We start from the raw sequence: 15,922 nt of genomic DNA on the forward strand, positions 1-15,922 counted from the left end.
GATCGACGGCCGGTCCCGGCCACGGCGGCGGGACGGTGCGGTATGACTGATCCGACATCCGACCGACGAAAGGGACGCGCTCATGGGCGAGCGAGTAGCAGTAGTGTCCGGCGCCGCACGAGGGATCGGCGCGGCGATCGCCAAGCGCCTGGCGGCGGACGGGCTTCGTGTCGGTGTGCTCGACCTGGAGGCGGCGGCCTGCGCCGATACGGTCCGCGCGATCACCGAGGCGGGCGGGCAGGCCGTCGCGCTGGGCGCGGACGTGTCGGACGAGGAGTCGGTCGCCGCCGCCGTACAGCAGCTGGAGAACGAACTCGGCGCACCGACCGTGGTAGTGAACAATGCCGGCATCCTGCGCGACAACCTGCTGTTCAAGATGAGCGTCGCGGACTGGGACGCGGTGCTGGGCGTGCACCTGCGCGGCGCTTTCCTGCTCACCCGGGCGGTGCAGAAGTACATGGTCGAGCAGAAGTGGGGTCGGATCGTGAACATGTCCAGCACCTCCGCGCTCGGCAATCGCGGCCAGGTCAACTACTCGGCGGCGAAGGCAGGCCTGCAAGGCTTCACCAAGACCCTGGCCTTCGAACTGGGCAAGTTCGGCGTTACGGCCAATGCCATCGCGCCCGGATTCATCGTCACCGACATGACCGCCGCCACCGCCGAGCGCGTCGGCGTCTCGTTCGAGGACTTCCAGAAAGCCGCAGCCACGCAGATTCCCGTGCAGCGCGTGGGAGCTCCGGAGGACATCGCGCACACCGCCTCGTTTCTCGTCAGCGAGGGCGCGGGCTTCGTATCCGGCCAGGTGATCTACGTGGCGGGCGGTCCGACCAACTGACAGCGCAGCCCCGCCCGCCGGGTAGCGGCCGACGGGGACGGTAACGTCGCAGCACATGAACCGGCGTGGGGCTCGTCGTAGCGTGACGAGCTATGTTCTGCTGCTGCCGAGCCTCTTCGGCGTCGGCGCGTTCCTGATCGGGCCGATCCTGGTGGTGGCCTGGCTCAGTCTGCACAGCTGGAACCTGTTGGGACCGGCGGAATTCGTGGGCCTGCGCAACTGGCGCTCGGTGCTCACCGACGCGGCGTTCGGCCACGCCCTGCTGGTAACGCTCGCGCTGACCGCGATCGTGGTGCCCGCGCAGACCGTGCTGGGCTTCACGGTCGCGGCGCTGCTGGCGCGACGGCGCGGCGCGACGAGCCTGCGGGTCATGTACGCGCTGCCGTGGATGTGCGCACCGGTGGCGGTCGGTGTGGTGTGGCAGTGGATGTTCGCGCCCACCGGAGGCGCCGTCAACGCCGTACTCGGCCGCCGCGTCGAGTGGTTGTCGGATCCGGCGCTGGCGCTGCCCTCGGTGGCCGCGGTGAGCGTGTGGGCGAACTTCGGATACGTGGCGCTGTTCTTCGTGGCAGGGATCCGCGCGATACCGGACGAGATCCTCGACGCGGGAGCGCTGGACGGGGCCACCGGCTGGCGGCGGATCCGCTGGCTGATCCTGCCGCTGCTGCGTCCCACCATGTTCTTCGTCCTGGTCACCGGCGTGCTGAGCGCGTTCCAGACCTTCGACACCGTGTACGCGCTGACCAAGGGCGGGCCGGGCGATCGCACGGACGTCCTCGCGATGCGGATTTTCACCGAGGCTTTCGACGCGGCGCGTCCGGGCCGCGCCGCGGTCATGGCGCTCGTGGTGTTCGCGGTGATGTTCGCGATCACCGTGGCGCAGCACCGCTACTTCCGGAATCGGACCACCTATGAGCTCTGATCGCCTCCGTTCGGCCGCGGCTTACGCGGTACTCACCGTCGGCGCGCTGCTGACCGTCGCTCCCCTGCTGCTCAGCGCGCTCACCGCGGTCAAGACGCCCGAGCAGTTCGCCACCGGGTCGCCGTTGGCCCTTCCGCATCCGGCCACCGCGGAGAACTTCCGGACCGTGCTGGACTACGGGTTCGGGCGCGCGGTGCTGGTGACCGCGCTGATGACGCTGCTGGTCACCGGCGGCCAGCTGGTCACCTCGGTGCTGGCGGCCTACGCGTTCGCCCGCACCGAATTCCCGGGCCGCGACGCGTTGTTCTGGGTGTACCTGGCCACCGTGATGGTGCCGCCGATGGTGACGCTCATCCCCCTCTATCTGATGTTCGCGCGCCTGGATCTGCTGAACACGTTCTGGGCGCTGGTGCTGCCGTTCGTGTTCGGCTCGCCCTACGCGATATTCCTGCTGCGCCAGTACTTCCGGGCGATCCCGCAGGAGTTGATCGGCGCGGCGCGGCTCGACGGCGCGAACACCCTCGACATCGTCGTACACGTGATGGTGCCGATGAGCAGGCCGGTGCTGGCGACCTTGACGCTCATCACGATCGTCTCGCAGTGGAACAATTTCATGTGGCCGCTGGTCGCGAGCAGCGGCCGCTCGTGGCAGGTGCTGACCGTGGCGACGGCGAATCTGCAAACCCGGTACAACGCGCAGTGGACGCTGGTGCTGGCGGCCACGACGCTGGCCATCGCGCCACTGGTGGTGCTGTTCGTGATCTTCCAGCGACAGGTGCTGCGCTCGATCGCGTGGACGGGAGTGAAATGAGGACCTCGACACGCGTGGTGGTCGCCCTCGCGCTCGCCGCGGTGCTGCTGATCGCGGCCGTCTTGTGGCTCGGCCGCGACGGCGACGGGTCCGGCCGCACCGTGCTGGGGCTGCGGATCTGGGACGAGAGTCTCGTCCCCGCTTATCGCGCCTCGCTCGCGGAATTCGAACGGGCGAATCCGGACATCGAAGTGCGGATCACGGTGGTGCCGTGGTCGTCGTATCAGCAGAAGCTGCGGTTGGACGTGGCCGGGGGCACCGCCGAGGATCTGTTCTGGACCAACCTGTACGAGGACTACGCCGACGCCGGACGCTTGATCGACATCGGGGCGGCACTCGGCCCCGGGGCGGCGACAGCCTGGGATCCGTCGGCGGTAGCGCAATACACGCGCGGCGGAAAACTCTGGGCCGTGCCGCAATTCGTCGATGCCGGGACGGCGGTCTACTACAACCGGGACCTGCTCGCCACCGCGCACGTGGATCCAGGGGAACTGAACGCGCTGCGGTGGAATCCGAATGGGGACGACTCGTTCCGACCACTGCTGCGCAGACTGGCGGCGGTCGCCCCGTACGCCTACAACGCGGGCCACGACTTCCAGTCCGTCGAGCTGCCCTATCTGGGCTCGGCGGGCGGGCGCTTCCAGGACGAGCGCGATCACTTCGCCTTCGACAGCCCGCAGGGCGTGGCGGCGTTCGACTATCTGGTGCGGTTGATCGCCGAGGGACTCACGCCCTCGGCCGCGGACACCAACACCAATCCCGACTTCGCGAAGAACGCTTTCCTGCAAGGCAAGCTGGCGCTGTTGCAGTCCGGAACGTTCAATCTCGCGCAGATCTCCGAGCAGGCCCGCTTCGGCTGGGGCGTCGCGTTGCTGCCCGAGGGCCCGGCCGGGCGGGTGAGCACGAACAACGCGATCGGCGTCGCCGGCAACGCGGCCACCCGGCATCCCGAGGCGGTGCGCCGGATTCTGGCCTGGCTCGGCAGCGGCGCGGGCAATCGCTACCTGGCCGAGGGCGGCGCCACCGTCCCGGCAGTCGTCGCCGAACAGCAGCGCTATCGCGACTACTGGGCCGGGCGGGGAGTCGACGTCTCGCCCTTCTTCGACGTGCTGCGCGGCCCGCGCAGCAGCTCCGGTGGCGGGCCGGGGTTCCCGGCCGCGCTGCGCGCCGTCGACCCGATCCTCGCCGAAATGTATCTGGGCCGGATTCCGGTACCGGAGGCGCTGTCCCGTGCCCGTTCCGCGGCCGAGGAGGCGGTCGCGGAGAACTGAGCGGTGCGGCGCGCCATCGGATCAGTTCGTGGCTTCCCGGCCGCGATCCGCGGTGCGCGACAATCCTTTCCGGTCGTAGAACGCCGTCACCGCCGCACCGGAGCACAGTCCGATGACCAGGCCGAGCAGTGCCATCCAGACGCCCCGCTCCAGGCCCGCCGGGCCGCTGGCCTCGAAGTACAGGATGGCGCGGACACCGAGGAACACCTGGTGCATCGGCTCGAAGGTGGACAGCCAGGCGAAGTAGGTCGGCGTCGCTTCGATAGGCACGGTTCCGCCTGCCGAGGGCAGCCCGAGCACGATGAACAGGATCAGGTTGACGAGCATGCCCGCGGCGCCGAAGGCGGCGAGTATCGACAACGCGGTGACGCCCACGGCGAGGATGGCGAACGTGGAGTAGAGGAACAGCAGTAGCGCTTTGTCGATAGGCATGTCCAGAGCCGTGGCGACCGCGAGGAACACGGCGGACACGATCGGCGCGGCGACGGCGAGAACGCCCCATTTCAGCAGCAGCGTGCGCAGCCGGGAGATGGGGGTGGGCGGATAGTGCACATACCAGGGTCCGTACTCGGTCGGAGTGAAGCCGAGCGAGGCGTCCACCATGGTGTGGATGATCATGGCGCCGGTGAATCCCGCCAGCAGGACCAGCAGCGTGTAGAAGAACGCCGACAGCCCGCCGCCGGTGCCTTCCGGCAGTGGCCGATACGGCGCGACCACCACGTCGATCGGTTCGGCGAGCTGCAATTGGCTGGCACCGGCCAGCTGCGGCGCCGGTCCGCCCGAGGAACGGAGCTGTTCGTCGACGGCCGCGGTGAGCTGTCGTCCGACGGTGGCGTTCACCTCGTCCAGCGCCTGTTCGGCGATGCGGAGCGTGATCTGGGTCGCGTACGTGCCGGTGCGCGGATTGGTCTCGACGGTGATCACCGGCCGGTCGACCTTCCCGGCGACCACTCCCGCGGCGCCCAGGATCGCGAGCCGCTTCGTGAAATCGCTCGGGATGACGATCGCACCGTAGATCTTGCCGTCACGCAGCTGTCGCTGCGCTTCGGTGATCGAGATGACGCGCAGGTCGACCTTGTCGGCCGGGACCTGCGCGGTGAGCGCCTCGGTGATCTGTCTGCCGACATCGGCCTGCTTCCCGCCGAGCGTGTCGCCGACGTCCTGGTTCACGACCGCCAGCGGCAGGTCGTGCAGGTTCTTCTCGGGGTTGACGACGTAGCCGAGGTACATCACCGACAGCAACGCCATGAGCAGCGTGACGACGACGATGGGCCGGGTCCAGGTACGGACCGGCGTGGGTTTCGCTGCCATGGGACGGCTCCTCTCGCGGCGGTGACAAGTACTACTCGGCGGCGCGGATACGTTCGGCGAACTCTTGGTTATCCTTCACCGTGCACGCGGGCATCGGGGCACCGCGGCGCGGAGTTTCGCCGGGCAACCGGCGGACCCGATGAGGCAGGGCGCGCTCACGCATCGACCGCCGCCGCCAGCCGGGGCAACTGCCGCAGCGGGTTGATCCGCTCGACCTCCATCCGCTGATCGGCGTCGAAGACGTCGCTGAGCCCGGGAGCCGGATCACTGCTACCCGATTGCGGGAGAGTGAGCGCGCTGAACGGCCAGTCCGAGCCGAAGACGATGTGGTCGCGCGAGCTGACCGCGAGCACGCCCGCCATCGCTGCGGCCGACCCGCTCAGCGCGGTGTCGTAGTAGAAGTTCGCGATCTGTCGTTGGGTGTCGAGGATCGACGGCCGGATGCCGTAGTAGTCCATGAACGCCAGGGCCTGTTCCGGCGACCAGTCCGGCGTCGGGTATCCGCCGATGGTGACGTGACCGTGGTCGAGCAACGCCGCGCGGTAGTCCGGCGGGAGGAAGTGCGCGTGCAGGTCGATCCGGTAGGTGCCCGACGGCGCGGGTTGCCGGGCGCGAGCCGGGTTCGCATGAGCGATCGCCGCCGTCGCGGCGGCGGCGGCGAGCGTTCCCGCGACCGCGCCACCCAGGGCGCGACGCCTGCTCATCTTCCTGCGGAATCGGGGATGGGTCATGGAGGTCCTCACTTGTCCGGACGGGGCGCGGGCCGAGCGGTCGATGCGCGAGGACATCACCGCCGACCATTCGGAGTAGATCATCAGTTACGACGAAATCATCGTCAAGCTTTGGTGATGAAATAATCAAATCCGCGGATACCATCAACTATTGGCATGCCGGGGCGGCGGCACGGCAAACCGCCTCGAAGGCGGTCGTGATACGCCAGTCCGTTGAGGTGTTCGGCCCGGTCATCAGCGGTCGAGCGGCGGCAGGCCCGGCGAGTGCGGTTCAGTTGTCGTAGGAAGCCACACCCACCGGACCCACGCCGATGCACAGCTCGAGCCCCGCGGTCGCGGAGGCGATTCGAAGTGCCGAGCCGCTGCCGATGACGCGAACGAACACGGTGTTCGGGCCTTTCCGTACCGGCGCGGTCACCGCTTGCCCGTGTTCGAGCGCGACGGTGATCCGCCCGTCGCCGCCGGCGAGGTAGTTGAGTTGCGCGGTCCACTTGTTGTCGAGCATCGGGCCGTCGAGCGGCAAGCGCACCGGGGCGGAGCCGTGGATCCGGTGCCCGCAACCCGGCTCCGGGCCGGGGAGGATGATCCGGTTCCACCAGACCGCCGCGTCGACGATCGCGCCGTTGTCGGTGATCATCCGCAGGTGCGGCGTCGAGTCGGCGAACGCGCCGGGAGCGGCGATCGGCGCCAGCACGTTCTTGGTCAGATTCTGGGGGTAGGCCAGCGGGTTCAGCACGTTCCACGGCACTTCCTGCTCGAGCAGGGGCGCGCCGTCCCATGCGCTCAAACCGGATTTCACGGTGGTGATATAGGTTTCGGTCGGGCCGACGCGCCATGAGCGCACGAACGTCGCGGTGGACCAGAGACTGCTGACGACGAACACGACCGTCACCGCGACGGTCACGGACCGGGCCGCGCGCGCAGGCACCCGGGACGGCTGGGGACGCGCCCGCAGCATGAGCGCACCCGCGGCCGCCAGGACCACCGCCGTGTCGGCGAAGTAGCGCAGCGACTGCATCAACTCCCCCGCGGTGTTCGGTCCGCCGCGGGCCAGCGCCACCGCCAGCTGTGCGATCAGGACGTAAGCCGCGGCCGTCAGCCAGACCGCCCCGATCCGCTTCCGGGCGCGCATTGTCAGCGCCGCCACCGCGACCAGCGCGAGCCAGGCCGACAGCACAGCCCACCCCGGCGGATCCGCCCACGGCGTCGACGGTAGCCACCGTTCCCACACCCAGGGCCCGCCGAACAGGGCGGGCACGATCCCCAGGGACGCGGCGCCGGGCAGCAGATCGCGCAACTCGTTCCATCGGTCGGGCAAGCCGGGACCGTCGACCACCACCAGATAGACGATCGACCAACAGACCAGGACCGCGCTCGAACCGGCCCACAGCGCCGCGCCCCGCCGCGCCACCACCCGAATCGGCGCCTGGCCACCGTCGACGTGCCGGGCCAGTGCCGTGACGGCGAACGCGACGAACGGAACGACCGCGGACTTCTCGAAGAACAGCAGCGCCGCCGCCAGCACCGCGATTGCGGACAGTGCGTATCGGCGGCGCCCGGTCCGGACCAGCAGTACCGCGTCACCGGTCACCCAGGCGAGGGCGAACTGCAGCGGCAGTGCGTTCAAAGCGGCGGCCCACCAGGCGAACGCTGGGATGGTCAGGGGGCAGAACAGGTAGAACACCAGCGGAAACAGGATCGGCCACCGGGGACCCAGGAGAAGCAGCAGCATGCGCACCACGGCTACCGACGCGCCGAGTTGCATGAGCAGCAGCACCGTCACCGGCCCCGCCCAGACCAGCGGCGCGACGGCGTTCACCGCCCAGGCCGTCACGAAGGCCAGCGGCATGAAGTGCCCGTCGTGGTCGTAGAGCAGCAGGTCCGCCGACCAGAGTCCGTAGCGGGCGGCCCGGCCCACCAGGATGAAGTCGTCCCAGTAGAAGAAGCCGCTGTCGGCCACCCACCAGCGGATCATCAGCTGCGCCACGATCAGGCACCCGGCCACGACGACCACCGGCCGCGCGTGCCGAAGCCCCCGGAACCGGCCCCGCGTGGTCGCCCGAGGGACGCGCGGCGACTCCGGCACGGCGAGCACAGCGGTGTCCATGCCATCCCACCGTAGCGGCGGCCGGCCGGGGATTCGTCCCTTCGCGGCTAGGGGAACTGCCGGTCCCGCCAATACGACAGGTCGCTCGACGGCTGGACTTCCTCTGTATCCAGTGCCGCGTCGGCTCGCAAGGCCTCGATCAGCGCGGCGCTGCCCGCGACGCCGGTCCAGGGCAGGTCGATCTCGGTCGCCACGAACCACGCCTGGTCCGCGGGCCAGATGAGATTCGGGCTGTTGATCGTCCGTGGCCAGTCCGGCAGCAGGTCCGCGGCGCCCCACTGCCCGGCCTCGCCGAGCGGCCCGCGGAACAGCAGGTAGTCCCGCGCCGGAATCCGCAGGCGCGGCCCCTCGAGCACGTGCGGGGGGAAGGCCGGTGCGACGGTGGGCGCGGCGGTGAGATCCACCGGCTCGCCGACGCTGAACGCCACGGCCACCGAGGAGCCGCCGTGGATGTCGCCGAAGCCGTCCCAGAGCCCGAAATAGCACTCCTCCGGCGTGCCGGTGTGTCCGGCGAGAATGGCGACCAGCCGCTGCAGCACCTCGGAGTCGAGGTCGCCTTCGAGATTCAGCAAGATGGCGGGATCGGACGGATCGTCGCGGGGTGCGACCGGGTGGAACAGCCGGGCATATCGCGCGAATCCACTGGGTCCGATCGAACACAACTGCATCCAGGGATCGCCACGCTCGGTGAACCACGCGGCCTTGGAGACGTCCGGCTCGTGTCGCAGCGGCATTCCGCCAACTTAGCCCGCGCGGCGATGATCTTCCCGCTAGGTGAGAGTGTCCACGACGTACGCGGCGGCCTCGGCGAGGAGAGCTTGGTCGTAGGCGGCATCTCGGGCGGCCTTGCTGGACATGACGGCGACGATGAGCGGCGCGGAAGCAGGGGGCCACACGATCGCGATGTCGTTGAGCGTGCCGTAGTCACCGGTCCCGGTCTTGTCGGCCACCGTCCAGCCCTGCGGTGTGCCGGCCCGGATCCGCTGAGCCCCGGCCGTGGTCGCGTTGCGTTCCATCAGATCGCGCAGGAAGTCACGTTTGTCCGACGGCAGCGCGTCGCCCACCACGATGCGGTGGTACAGCTCGCCGAACGCTCTCGGCGACGTCGTGTCGCGCGGGTCTCCCGGGGTGGCTTCGGTGATCGCGGGCTCGATCCGGTCCATCCGGGTGACCGTGTCATCCAGACTGCGCGCGAACGCCGTCAACTCGGCGGGGCCACCGAGATCGCGCAGCAGGAGGTTGCCCGCGGTGCCGTCGCTGTAGCGGATCGCGGCGTCACACAACTGACGGATCGTCATACCCGTATCCAGGTGGCGCGGGGTGACGGAGGCGTTCTTCAGCAGGTCGTCCCGGGTGTAGGTGACGACGGTATCCAAGTGCGACCGCGGATTGCGCTGCAAGACCGCCGCCGCGGCCACGCCCTTGAACGTCGAGCAGAACGCGAATCGTTCGTCCGCGCGGTGGGCGACGATGACGCCTGTCCCCGTGGCGCGGGCATAGACGCCCAGACGGGCATCGTACTTTCGCTCCAGCTCGAGCAGGCGATCGTGGCGCTCGTCCCCCTGCACCGTGGGAGCGGAGGAGGACGGCGTCCCGGCCCTGGCGCACGCGGCCAGCGGTACGAGCGCCGCCGCGGTCAGCAGCGCACGGCGGCCGATTGCCGAGGGCGGCAATGTCATACGCATCCTTTCACGCGGAGCGCCGGCGCGGGGGTGAGCACCTGGCAGGCCACGGTGATTATCCTGCGTCCCCACCGACGAGAGCCCGGCGTCAGTGCCCGATCACGCCGCTCACTTCGTTCGGTGTGTTCGGCAGCGTGACGCTCGCCGTCTTCGCTCCGGTGGCCAGGTCGACACGGTGGACCTGTTTCGCGGCGGGGTCCGAGACGTAGGCGGTGCCGCCGCGGACGAACAGCGCGGGCCGCGGCTTCTGCCACTCCAGCGGTTCTTGCCACGAGCCCGTGACCGGGATCGTGCGCACGACGACGCCCGCGACGGGATCGATCACATGGATGCGGCCGTCGGTGCCCAGCACCAGCGCTTCGCCGTGTGGGCCGCGGGCCAGCGAGCGGAAGGTGTAGCTGGTGCCGAGATCGACCAGGCGCAGCGCGCCGGTGACCGTATCGATCAGCGAGACACGCTGGGGGCGTTCGAGTTCGGCGTCCTTGTCCTGCTTGTAGTCGCCGAGGACGACGGGCGAGGCCGGGCTGCCCGCCTGGTTGCCGATCCGGCCGTACTCGGTCGGACTGGCTATTTTGCCGATGACGCCGTTGCGGTAGACCAGCACGCCGTTCTCGCAGCCGATCACCACGGCCTCGCCCGCGGCCGTCGCCTCCCCGTGCACGCCGGGGCAGTCCTCGTTGCGCGCTTTCTCGGCGCGGTTCTTGTCCAGCACCACGATTCCGGTCCGCTTCTCCTCGGTGCCGAGGGTGAGGACGAGTTCGCCGTCGGCGAGTTCGATCGCGACGCCGTGGTGCGGAGCGGCGGCACGGTAGGTGGAGGTCCGCGGCTGCCCGCCGGCGAGATCGGCGGAGTCGAACGCGACGACTTCGCCGGTGCCGTCGCTGAACAGCACCGTCCGCCCGGCATGCCGGACCACGTGCCCGGGGTGGGGTCCGGGGAAGTCGGTGCCGGTGAATTCGGCGGTGGCGGCGTCGAAGACGCGGAAGCCCTCTTTGGTCGAGACGATCAGATGACGGTCGTCGCCCGCGGGGTTGAGCCGGTTGAAGCCGTCGAGTTCGACCGTGGCCGCGAGTTCGAGACCGGTTCCGTCCAGTACGTGGATCCCGCCGTCGTAGGTGATCGCGACGGGATCGGCGATCGGTGTCGTGCGCCGGTCGTCCCGCTCCGGGGAAGCGTCGGCGCCGCAACCCGCGAGCACTACGGTCAGCAGGCCGATGAGGGCGGATGAGGTCGTGGTTCGTGATCGAACGGGCATGGGTTACTCCGTCTTTCGTTGGTGTTCGGTGCTAGGGAGCAGCGAGGCCGCGCACGATCGCCTCGGTGTTGGCCCGCATCATTTCCAGGTAGGTGCCCGCACCCCCGCCCGGTTCGGTGAGCGATTCGGAGTGCAGGGAGATCACCTGCACGCGCACACCGGCTTGCTCGGCCAGCACGCGGGCCAAGCGGTCGGGTTGGGAGGAGTCGGCGAAGATCGCGCCCACCCCGGCGGCCCGGATGGTCCCGGCGAGGGCGGAGAGATCCGACGGGCTCGGTGAGGCGAGCGTGGTTCCGCCCGGGATCACGGCGCCGACCACCTCGAAGCCGAATCGCCGTGCCAGGTAACCGAAAACATGGTGGTTGGTGACCAGCTTCCGCCGCTCGGCGGGGATCGTCGCGAACCGCTCGGTCATCCAGCGCTCGAGCCGATCGAGTTCGGCCAGGTAGCGATCGGCGCCGGCCCGGACGGCCGCGGCGTCCGCGCCGGGCACCCGGCCGACGATCCGGTCCCGGATGACCTCCACCGCCGTGCGTACGCGGCCCGGGTCGGTCCAGAAGTGCGGGTCCGGCCTCCCGTCCGCGTCCTCCGCCGTATAGCTGATCGGGTCGATCGCCGCGCCGACGGACACGCTCGCCACTCCGGCCCGCTCGGCCGCCTCGACATTGCGCAGCACGCTCTCCTCGAGGCCCAGACCGTTGTAGACGATCAGGCTCGCGCGTTCGAGTTCGGCCGCCTGCTGGGCGGAGACGGCGAAGAAGTGCGGGTCCGCGTTCGCCGGCATGAGCACCGTGACCTCGATCGCGTCCCCGGCGACGGCGCGGGTGAGGTCGCCGAGGATGTTCGTGGTGACGACGACCCGGTCGCGGTCCGCGCCGGCGATCGAGCATCCGGTCAGCGCGAGCAGCGCGACGACGACCGGCGCGAACCATCGGGCAGCGTGTCTCATCGGCCGGTCTCCGCGATCGAGGTGGGCGCGATATCGAGGCGGAAGGTGCGGGCCGTGCGCAGGTTGTCGATGTAGTCGATCTCGTGGATCGCCCGTCCGGCGGGATCGTTGAGGTAGGCACGGTGTTCGTCGACCAGGATCAGCGGCGCGGGGGTGCCCTCGGGCACCGGCGCGACGAGCTGGCGCGCCGCCGCGGACTCGCGGCCGGACGCGACGTCGTAGCCGTGCAGAAAACCGTCCGCGGTGAGGGTCAGCACAGCGGCGCCCTCCCCCGCCGTGTTCGCCGCGACCACCGGCCCGGTGTCCACCAGGGTCCAGGTCTTGCTCCTGACGTCGAGCACCCACACGCCCCGGCGGCCGGCCTTGGCAACCAGCGTGGCGCTACCGGGGCGATGGAAGAACTCGACCGCGCGGTCGTCGTCCGCGGTGCCCTGCGGGTAGGGGATCTTCTCGCCGGTGAACACCGCGTTCCGCGCCGTCACCAGCAAGGCGCCGTCGGCGCAGCCGAAGACGACGCCCCGCCTGGTCACCGCCGAGCCGCGCGGATGCGGACACGGCGGCGCGAGGACCTCCGCTGGCGCGCCGTCCCGAGCCCGGACCTCGATCCGCCCACGAGCGGGCACGGCCACGAGCAGGCGCTCGGCGTACGGCACGGCGGCTCCGTCCGCGATCGCGCCGCGCTCCGTCCGCGACCCGGCGCCGAGCGCGGACCGGTCCAGCAGCGTAGTGGCACCCGTCTCGAAAACCACTGCCGTGACGGCACTGTCGGCCCGCACGGCGGATACCGGCCCACCGGTGAGTTCACCCAGATCGCGGGCGGGTGCGCGGTAATAGTGCACGTGGTCTCCGTGGTCGACCGTCCACGTGCCCGCGTCCACGATTCGCACCGCGTCGCGGGCGGACAGGAACGCGAAACGCCCGTCGGCGGTCACCCGGTGGACACCGGTCATCCGGCCGAGTTCCTGGATCTCCTCGGTGACGAGGTCGATCACCCGCACGGCGCCGGTCGCGGTGTCGGCGACGACGAGACGCGGTTGCGCCTCGCCGGTCTCCTCCGCGCCCGCCACATACCCGTGCGACACCGGTGCGGCGGGCGCGGATTCACCTGTACCGCAGCCGATCAGGGGCATCAGTGCAACGAGCACCAGGGCGAGGGCCTGCGGTTTCGGGGTCATCCGGAGGGAGCGGATCCGGTCTCGTAGCCAGGACGACAGCGCCGACACGAAGAACAGGGCGACGGCGGTCGCCGCGATGGTCGCCCCCGCGGCGGTGCGCGCGTGCCACGAGATCAGCAGCCCGGCGAAGGTGGCCAGCGCGCCGAGCGCCGCGGCGGTGAGCATGATGAGCGGGATGCGGTGGACCCAGTAGACAGCGGCCGCGGGCGGGGCGATGAGCAGGCCGAAGACCAGCAGCGTGCCGACGATGTGGAACGACGCGACGATCGCCAGCGTCACCAGGCCGATCAGCGCCGCGTTCGCCACGCGGGGGCGCAGTCCGAGGGTGTGCGCCGTGCGCGGGTCGAAGGTCGACGCGACGAACGCCCGGTAGCCCAGCAGCGAGATCGCCGCCGCGAGCACCGAAGCCGCCGCCAGATACCACAGGTCCCGGGCGCCGACGGCGAGGACGTCACCGAAGAGGAAGCCGGTCAGGTCGACCGCGAACGAGGGTGAACGCGACACGATGATCACACCCGTCGACAGCATCCCGACGAACAGCAATCCGATGCCGGTGTCCGCGGCGAACCTGGTCCCCCGCCCGAGCACCGAGACCCCTACCGCCATCGCCGCGGCGCTGAAGGCCGCGCCCAGCAACAGGTTTCCGCCGAGCAGCGCGGCGATCGCGACTCCGGGCAGCATGCCGTGCGCCATCGCGTCGCTGAGAAACGCCATGCCGCGCACCACCACCCAGGTGCCCGCCAGCGCGCACAGGCACGAGACGAGCAATCCGCCCCACAACGCCCGCTGCACGAACGACACCTCGAACGGGGCCAACCACTCCATGACGCAGCACTCTACAATGATAACGGTTTTCATTTCAATGAGATGATCGGAGCTTGCCATGCCGCCGCCCGCTGTCCACGTCGCCGAAGTGACGGCCGGTTACCGAGGACGTCCGGTGCTGCGCGAGTTCACCGCCGCGATCCCGGCCGGGCAGGTGACCGCACTCGTCGGCCCCAACGGTTCGGGCAAGTCCACCCTGCTCGGCGTCCTTGCCGGGGTCATCACGCCCACCGGGGGAACCGTGCGCCGGGAACATCTGCGCCGCCCGGCATTCGTCGTGCAACACAGCACCGTTCCCGCGACCCTGCCGATCACCGTCCGCGAGACGGTCGCCATGGGACGCTGGGCACACCGCGGCGCGTGGCGGCGGCTCACCCGGCAGGATCGCGCCGTCGTGGTCGCATGCCTGGACCGGATGGCCATCGCCGACCTGGCCGAGCGGCGGCTCGACACCCTCTCCGGAGGTCAGCGTCAACGTGCGCTGCTGGCACAGGCTCTCGCCCACGAGTCCGACTTGCTCCTGCTCGACGAACCGGCCACCGGCCTGGACTCGGCCGCACGGCAGGAGATCAACGACGCGATCCACCTCATTCGGGCGCAGGGCGTGACGGTTGTCCACGCGACGCACAGCTACGAGGACGCCCTGCGCGCCGACCACTGCCTGCTGCTGCGGGACGGCCGCAGCGCAGGCGAGGGCGATCCGCGCACCGTCCTGCGCGGGCAGCTCCCCTCAGTGTCGGACTAGCGCGGTACGCCGGGCATTCCGGCGAAAAGGATCTGAAAGACCTTGGGCGAGTTGGGCGTGACCGTGGTGGACGGAGTGAACGGCGCGCCCTCGGCGGTATCGGTGACCACGTAGTCGGCGTGGCTATCGGGAACTCGGTCGAGGATTCCGCCACAGCGCGGCCCTCCGGTCGCGTTCACCTTGGGCAGGTCCTCCGGGTAACTGTAAGGTCGCGCCCCATACATGAAGCTCGCGTTGAAGATGGCGCCGGGCTTGTTGCCTCCGATGATGGCCTCGGCCGCGGGAAGCGCTCTCGCGATGCCGACGACGACGCAGTACAGCACGGGTGAATATGTGTCGAGCAGCGAAGCGGTCGGTCGCAGGGTCGCCGGCAGCGCGGTGAGGTCCGGCTCGTTGTCCGTGAGCGTCGACCGGGTGGTGTCGGCCAGGCCGATGAGGGTGAGCAGCACGGCGTCCAGGTCTGCCGCGCCCTGGGCGATCGTCCCGCCGGTCGCGGTCGCGTTGTCCGCCGTGCGCAGCAGATCGGGGGCGGTGTCGGCGTAGAGCCCGGTGACCTGCCCTGCGGAGGAGAGATCGCGCCGCAGCGCGGGCAGGCTCGGGTTGATCTGGCGCAGGTAGTCGTCGGCACGCGCGAGCAGATCGCCGAGCCGGTCGCCGCGTCCCTGCAGCGCGGCGCCCAACGCGGCCAGTGTGGCGTTGAGCTTGCCCGGTTCGACCTGCGCCAGGATGTCGCTCAAGCGCTGGAACAGCGTATTGAACTCCACCGTCACCGATTCCGCGTGGATCGTCGATCCTGGGCGCATGGGAGTCGGCGAGGGATTGCCCGGTACGACGAAATTCACATACTTCGCGCCGAATACGGTGGTGGAGCGGATATCCACCGTCGCATTGGCCGGCACCAACCGCAGCAGTTCGGGATCGAGTGCCAGACGCAGACGGGCCCGGTCGCCCTGGAATTCGACGGCGCGCACCCGGCCGAGTTCGACGCCCCGCATCCGCACCTTGACATCGGCGTCGAGCACCAGTCCCGTACGCGGGGTCTCGACGGTGAGCGGTACCGTCGGACGGAAACGCCCGGCGTACATCGCCACGGCGACCACGACGACCGCGGTGACGAGCAGGATCAGCACCGCGCCCGCGATCTTCAACCGCAGCAGCCGCCACGTCACCAGCATCGTCTGCCTGCCGAAATTCATCTTCGAATCCACCGATCACTTCGTGCAGCGGGCTGCGCGGAGACGGCGGCATCCCGCAGCCACCGCGTCCGGCGTACGCGACGGCGGCCGTCGGCCGCGCCTTGCCG

14 protein-coding genes are annotated in these 15,922 nt (G+C 69.9%); 5 read left to right on the forward strand and 9 right to left on the reverse strand.

Translation table 11 applies throughout. The features are described from left to right. Positions 1-82 precede the first annotated feature (82 nt). From fabG to NNI01S_RS27840, 4 genes are read left to right on the forward strand one after another with little or no spacing between them, the layout of a single operon-like run. Positions 83-835, forward strand: coding sequence for a 3-oxoacyl-ACP reductase FabG (gene fabG, locus NNI01S_RS27825; RefSeq protein ID WP_063023518.1), 753 nt, complete (start codon positions 83-85; stop codon positions 833-835). Between the two features lie 55 nt (positions 836-890). Further along, positions 891-1,757: a carbohydrate ABC transporter permease gene (locus NNI01S_RS27830; protein ID WP_063023520.1), complete on the forward strand. Its 867-nt coding sequence runs from the start codon at positions 891-893 to the stop codon at positions 1,755-1,757. Further along, positions 1,747-2,568 (forward strand): carbohydrate ABC transporter permease, encoded by an 822-nt coding sequence (locus NNI01S_RS27835; RefSeq protein ID WP_063023522.1) that lies wholly within the window; start codon positions 1,747-1,749, stop codon positions 2,566-2,568. Before NNI01S_RS27830 ends, NNI01S_RS27835 begins: the two co-directional genes overlap by 11 nt. After that, positions 2,565-3,839: an ABC transporter substrate-binding protein gene (locus NNI01S_RS27840; protein ID WP_063023524.1), complete on the forward strand. Its 1,275-nt coding sequence runs from the start codon at positions 2,565-2,567 to the stop codon at positions 3,837-3,839. Before NNI01S_RS27835 ends, NNI01S_RS27840 begins: the two co-directional genes overlap by 4 nt. Before the next feature lie 21 nt (positions 3,840-3,860). On the opposite strand, the gene NNI01S_RS27845 is transcribed toward NNI01S_RS27840, so the two are convergent. The 8 genes from NNI01S_RS27845 to aztB form a co-directional block, all read right to left on the reverse strand. Beyond that, complete coding sequence (locus NNI01S_RS27845) at positions 3,861-5,150, reverse strand: YhgE/Pip domain-containing protein (protein WP_063023526.1); 1,290 nt, start codon at positions 5,148-5,150, stop codon at positions 3,861-3,863. A gap of 155 nt (positions 5,151-5,305) precedes the next feature. After that, complete coding sequence (locus tag NNI01S_RS27850) at positions 5,306-5,965, reverse strand: hypothetical protein (protein WP_063023528.1); 660 nt, start codon at positions 5,963-5,965, stop codon at positions 5,306-5,308. 187 nt (positions 5,966-6,152) lie between these two features. Continuing rightward, positions 6,153-7,988, reverse strand: a complete 1,836-nt coding sequence (locus NNI01S_RS27855) for a hypothetical protein (RefSeq protein ID WP_245676399.1) — start codon at positions 7,986-7,988, stop codon at positions 6,153-6,155. 47 nt (positions 7,989-8,035) lie between these two features. Further along, on the reverse strand, positions 8,036-8,722 hold the full coding sequence (locus tag NNI01S_RS27860; protein WP_063023530.1) for a hypothetical protein: 687 nt from the start codon (positions 8,720-8,722) through the stop codon (positions 8,036-8,038). A 36-nt stretch (positions 8,723-8,758) separates the two neighbouring features. Further along, positions 8,759-9,667 (reverse strand): class A beta-lactamase, encoded by a 909-nt coding sequence (gene bla, locus NNI01S_RS27865; protein WP_063023532.1) that lies wholly within the window; start codon positions 9,665-9,667, stop codon positions 8,759-8,761. A gap of 91 nt (positions 9,668-9,758) precedes the next feature. After that, positions 9,759-10,925 carry a zinc metallochaperone AztD gene (aztD, locus tag NNI01S_RS27870; protein ID WP_063023534.1) on the reverse strand — a complete coding sequence of 389 codons (1,167 nt, stop codon included), beginning with the start codon at positions 10,923-10,925 and terminating at the stop codon, positions 9,759-9,761. A gap of 31 nt (positions 10,926-10,956) precedes the next feature. Next, positions 10,957-11,874, reverse strand: a complete 918-nt coding sequence (gene aztC, locus NNI01S_RS27875) for a zinc ABC transporter substrate-binding protein AztC (RefSeq protein WP_063023536.1) — start codon at positions 11,872-11,874, stop codon at positions 10,957-10,959. Further along, a complete protein-coding gene (gene aztB, locus NNI01S_RS27880; RefSeq protein ID WP_063023538.1) occupies positions 11,871-13,874 on the reverse strand; it encodes a zinc ABC transporter permease AztB in 2,004 nt (667 codons plus the stop codon). Before aztB ends, aztC begins: the two co-directional genes overlap by 4 nt. A gap of 58 nt (positions 13,875-13,932) precedes the next feature. On the opposite strand from aztB, the gene aztA reads away from it, so the two are divergent. After that, positions 13,933-14,619, forward strand: coding sequence for a zinc ABC transporter ATP-binding protein AztA (aztA, locus tag NNI01S_RS27885; RefSeq protein ID WP_063023540.1), 687 nt, complete (start codon positions 13,933-13,935; stop codon positions 14,617-14,619). Here the strand turns inward: aztA and NNI01S_RS27890 are convergent. Then, a complete protein-coding gene (locus tag NNI01S_RS27890) occupies positions 14,616-15,794 on the reverse strand; it encodes an MCE family protein (protein WP_063023621.1) in 1,179 nt (392 codons plus the stop codon). The genes aztA and NNI01S_RS27890 overlap by 4 nt on opposite strands. Between the last annotated feature and the right edge of the window lie 128 nt (positions 15,795-15,922).

It is taken from the genome of Nocardia niwae NBRC 108934 = DSM 45340 (genome assembly GCF_001613465.1).
Lineage (GTDB): Bacteria > Actinomycetota > Actinomycetes > Mycobacteriales > Mycobacteriaceae > Nocardia > Nocardia niwae.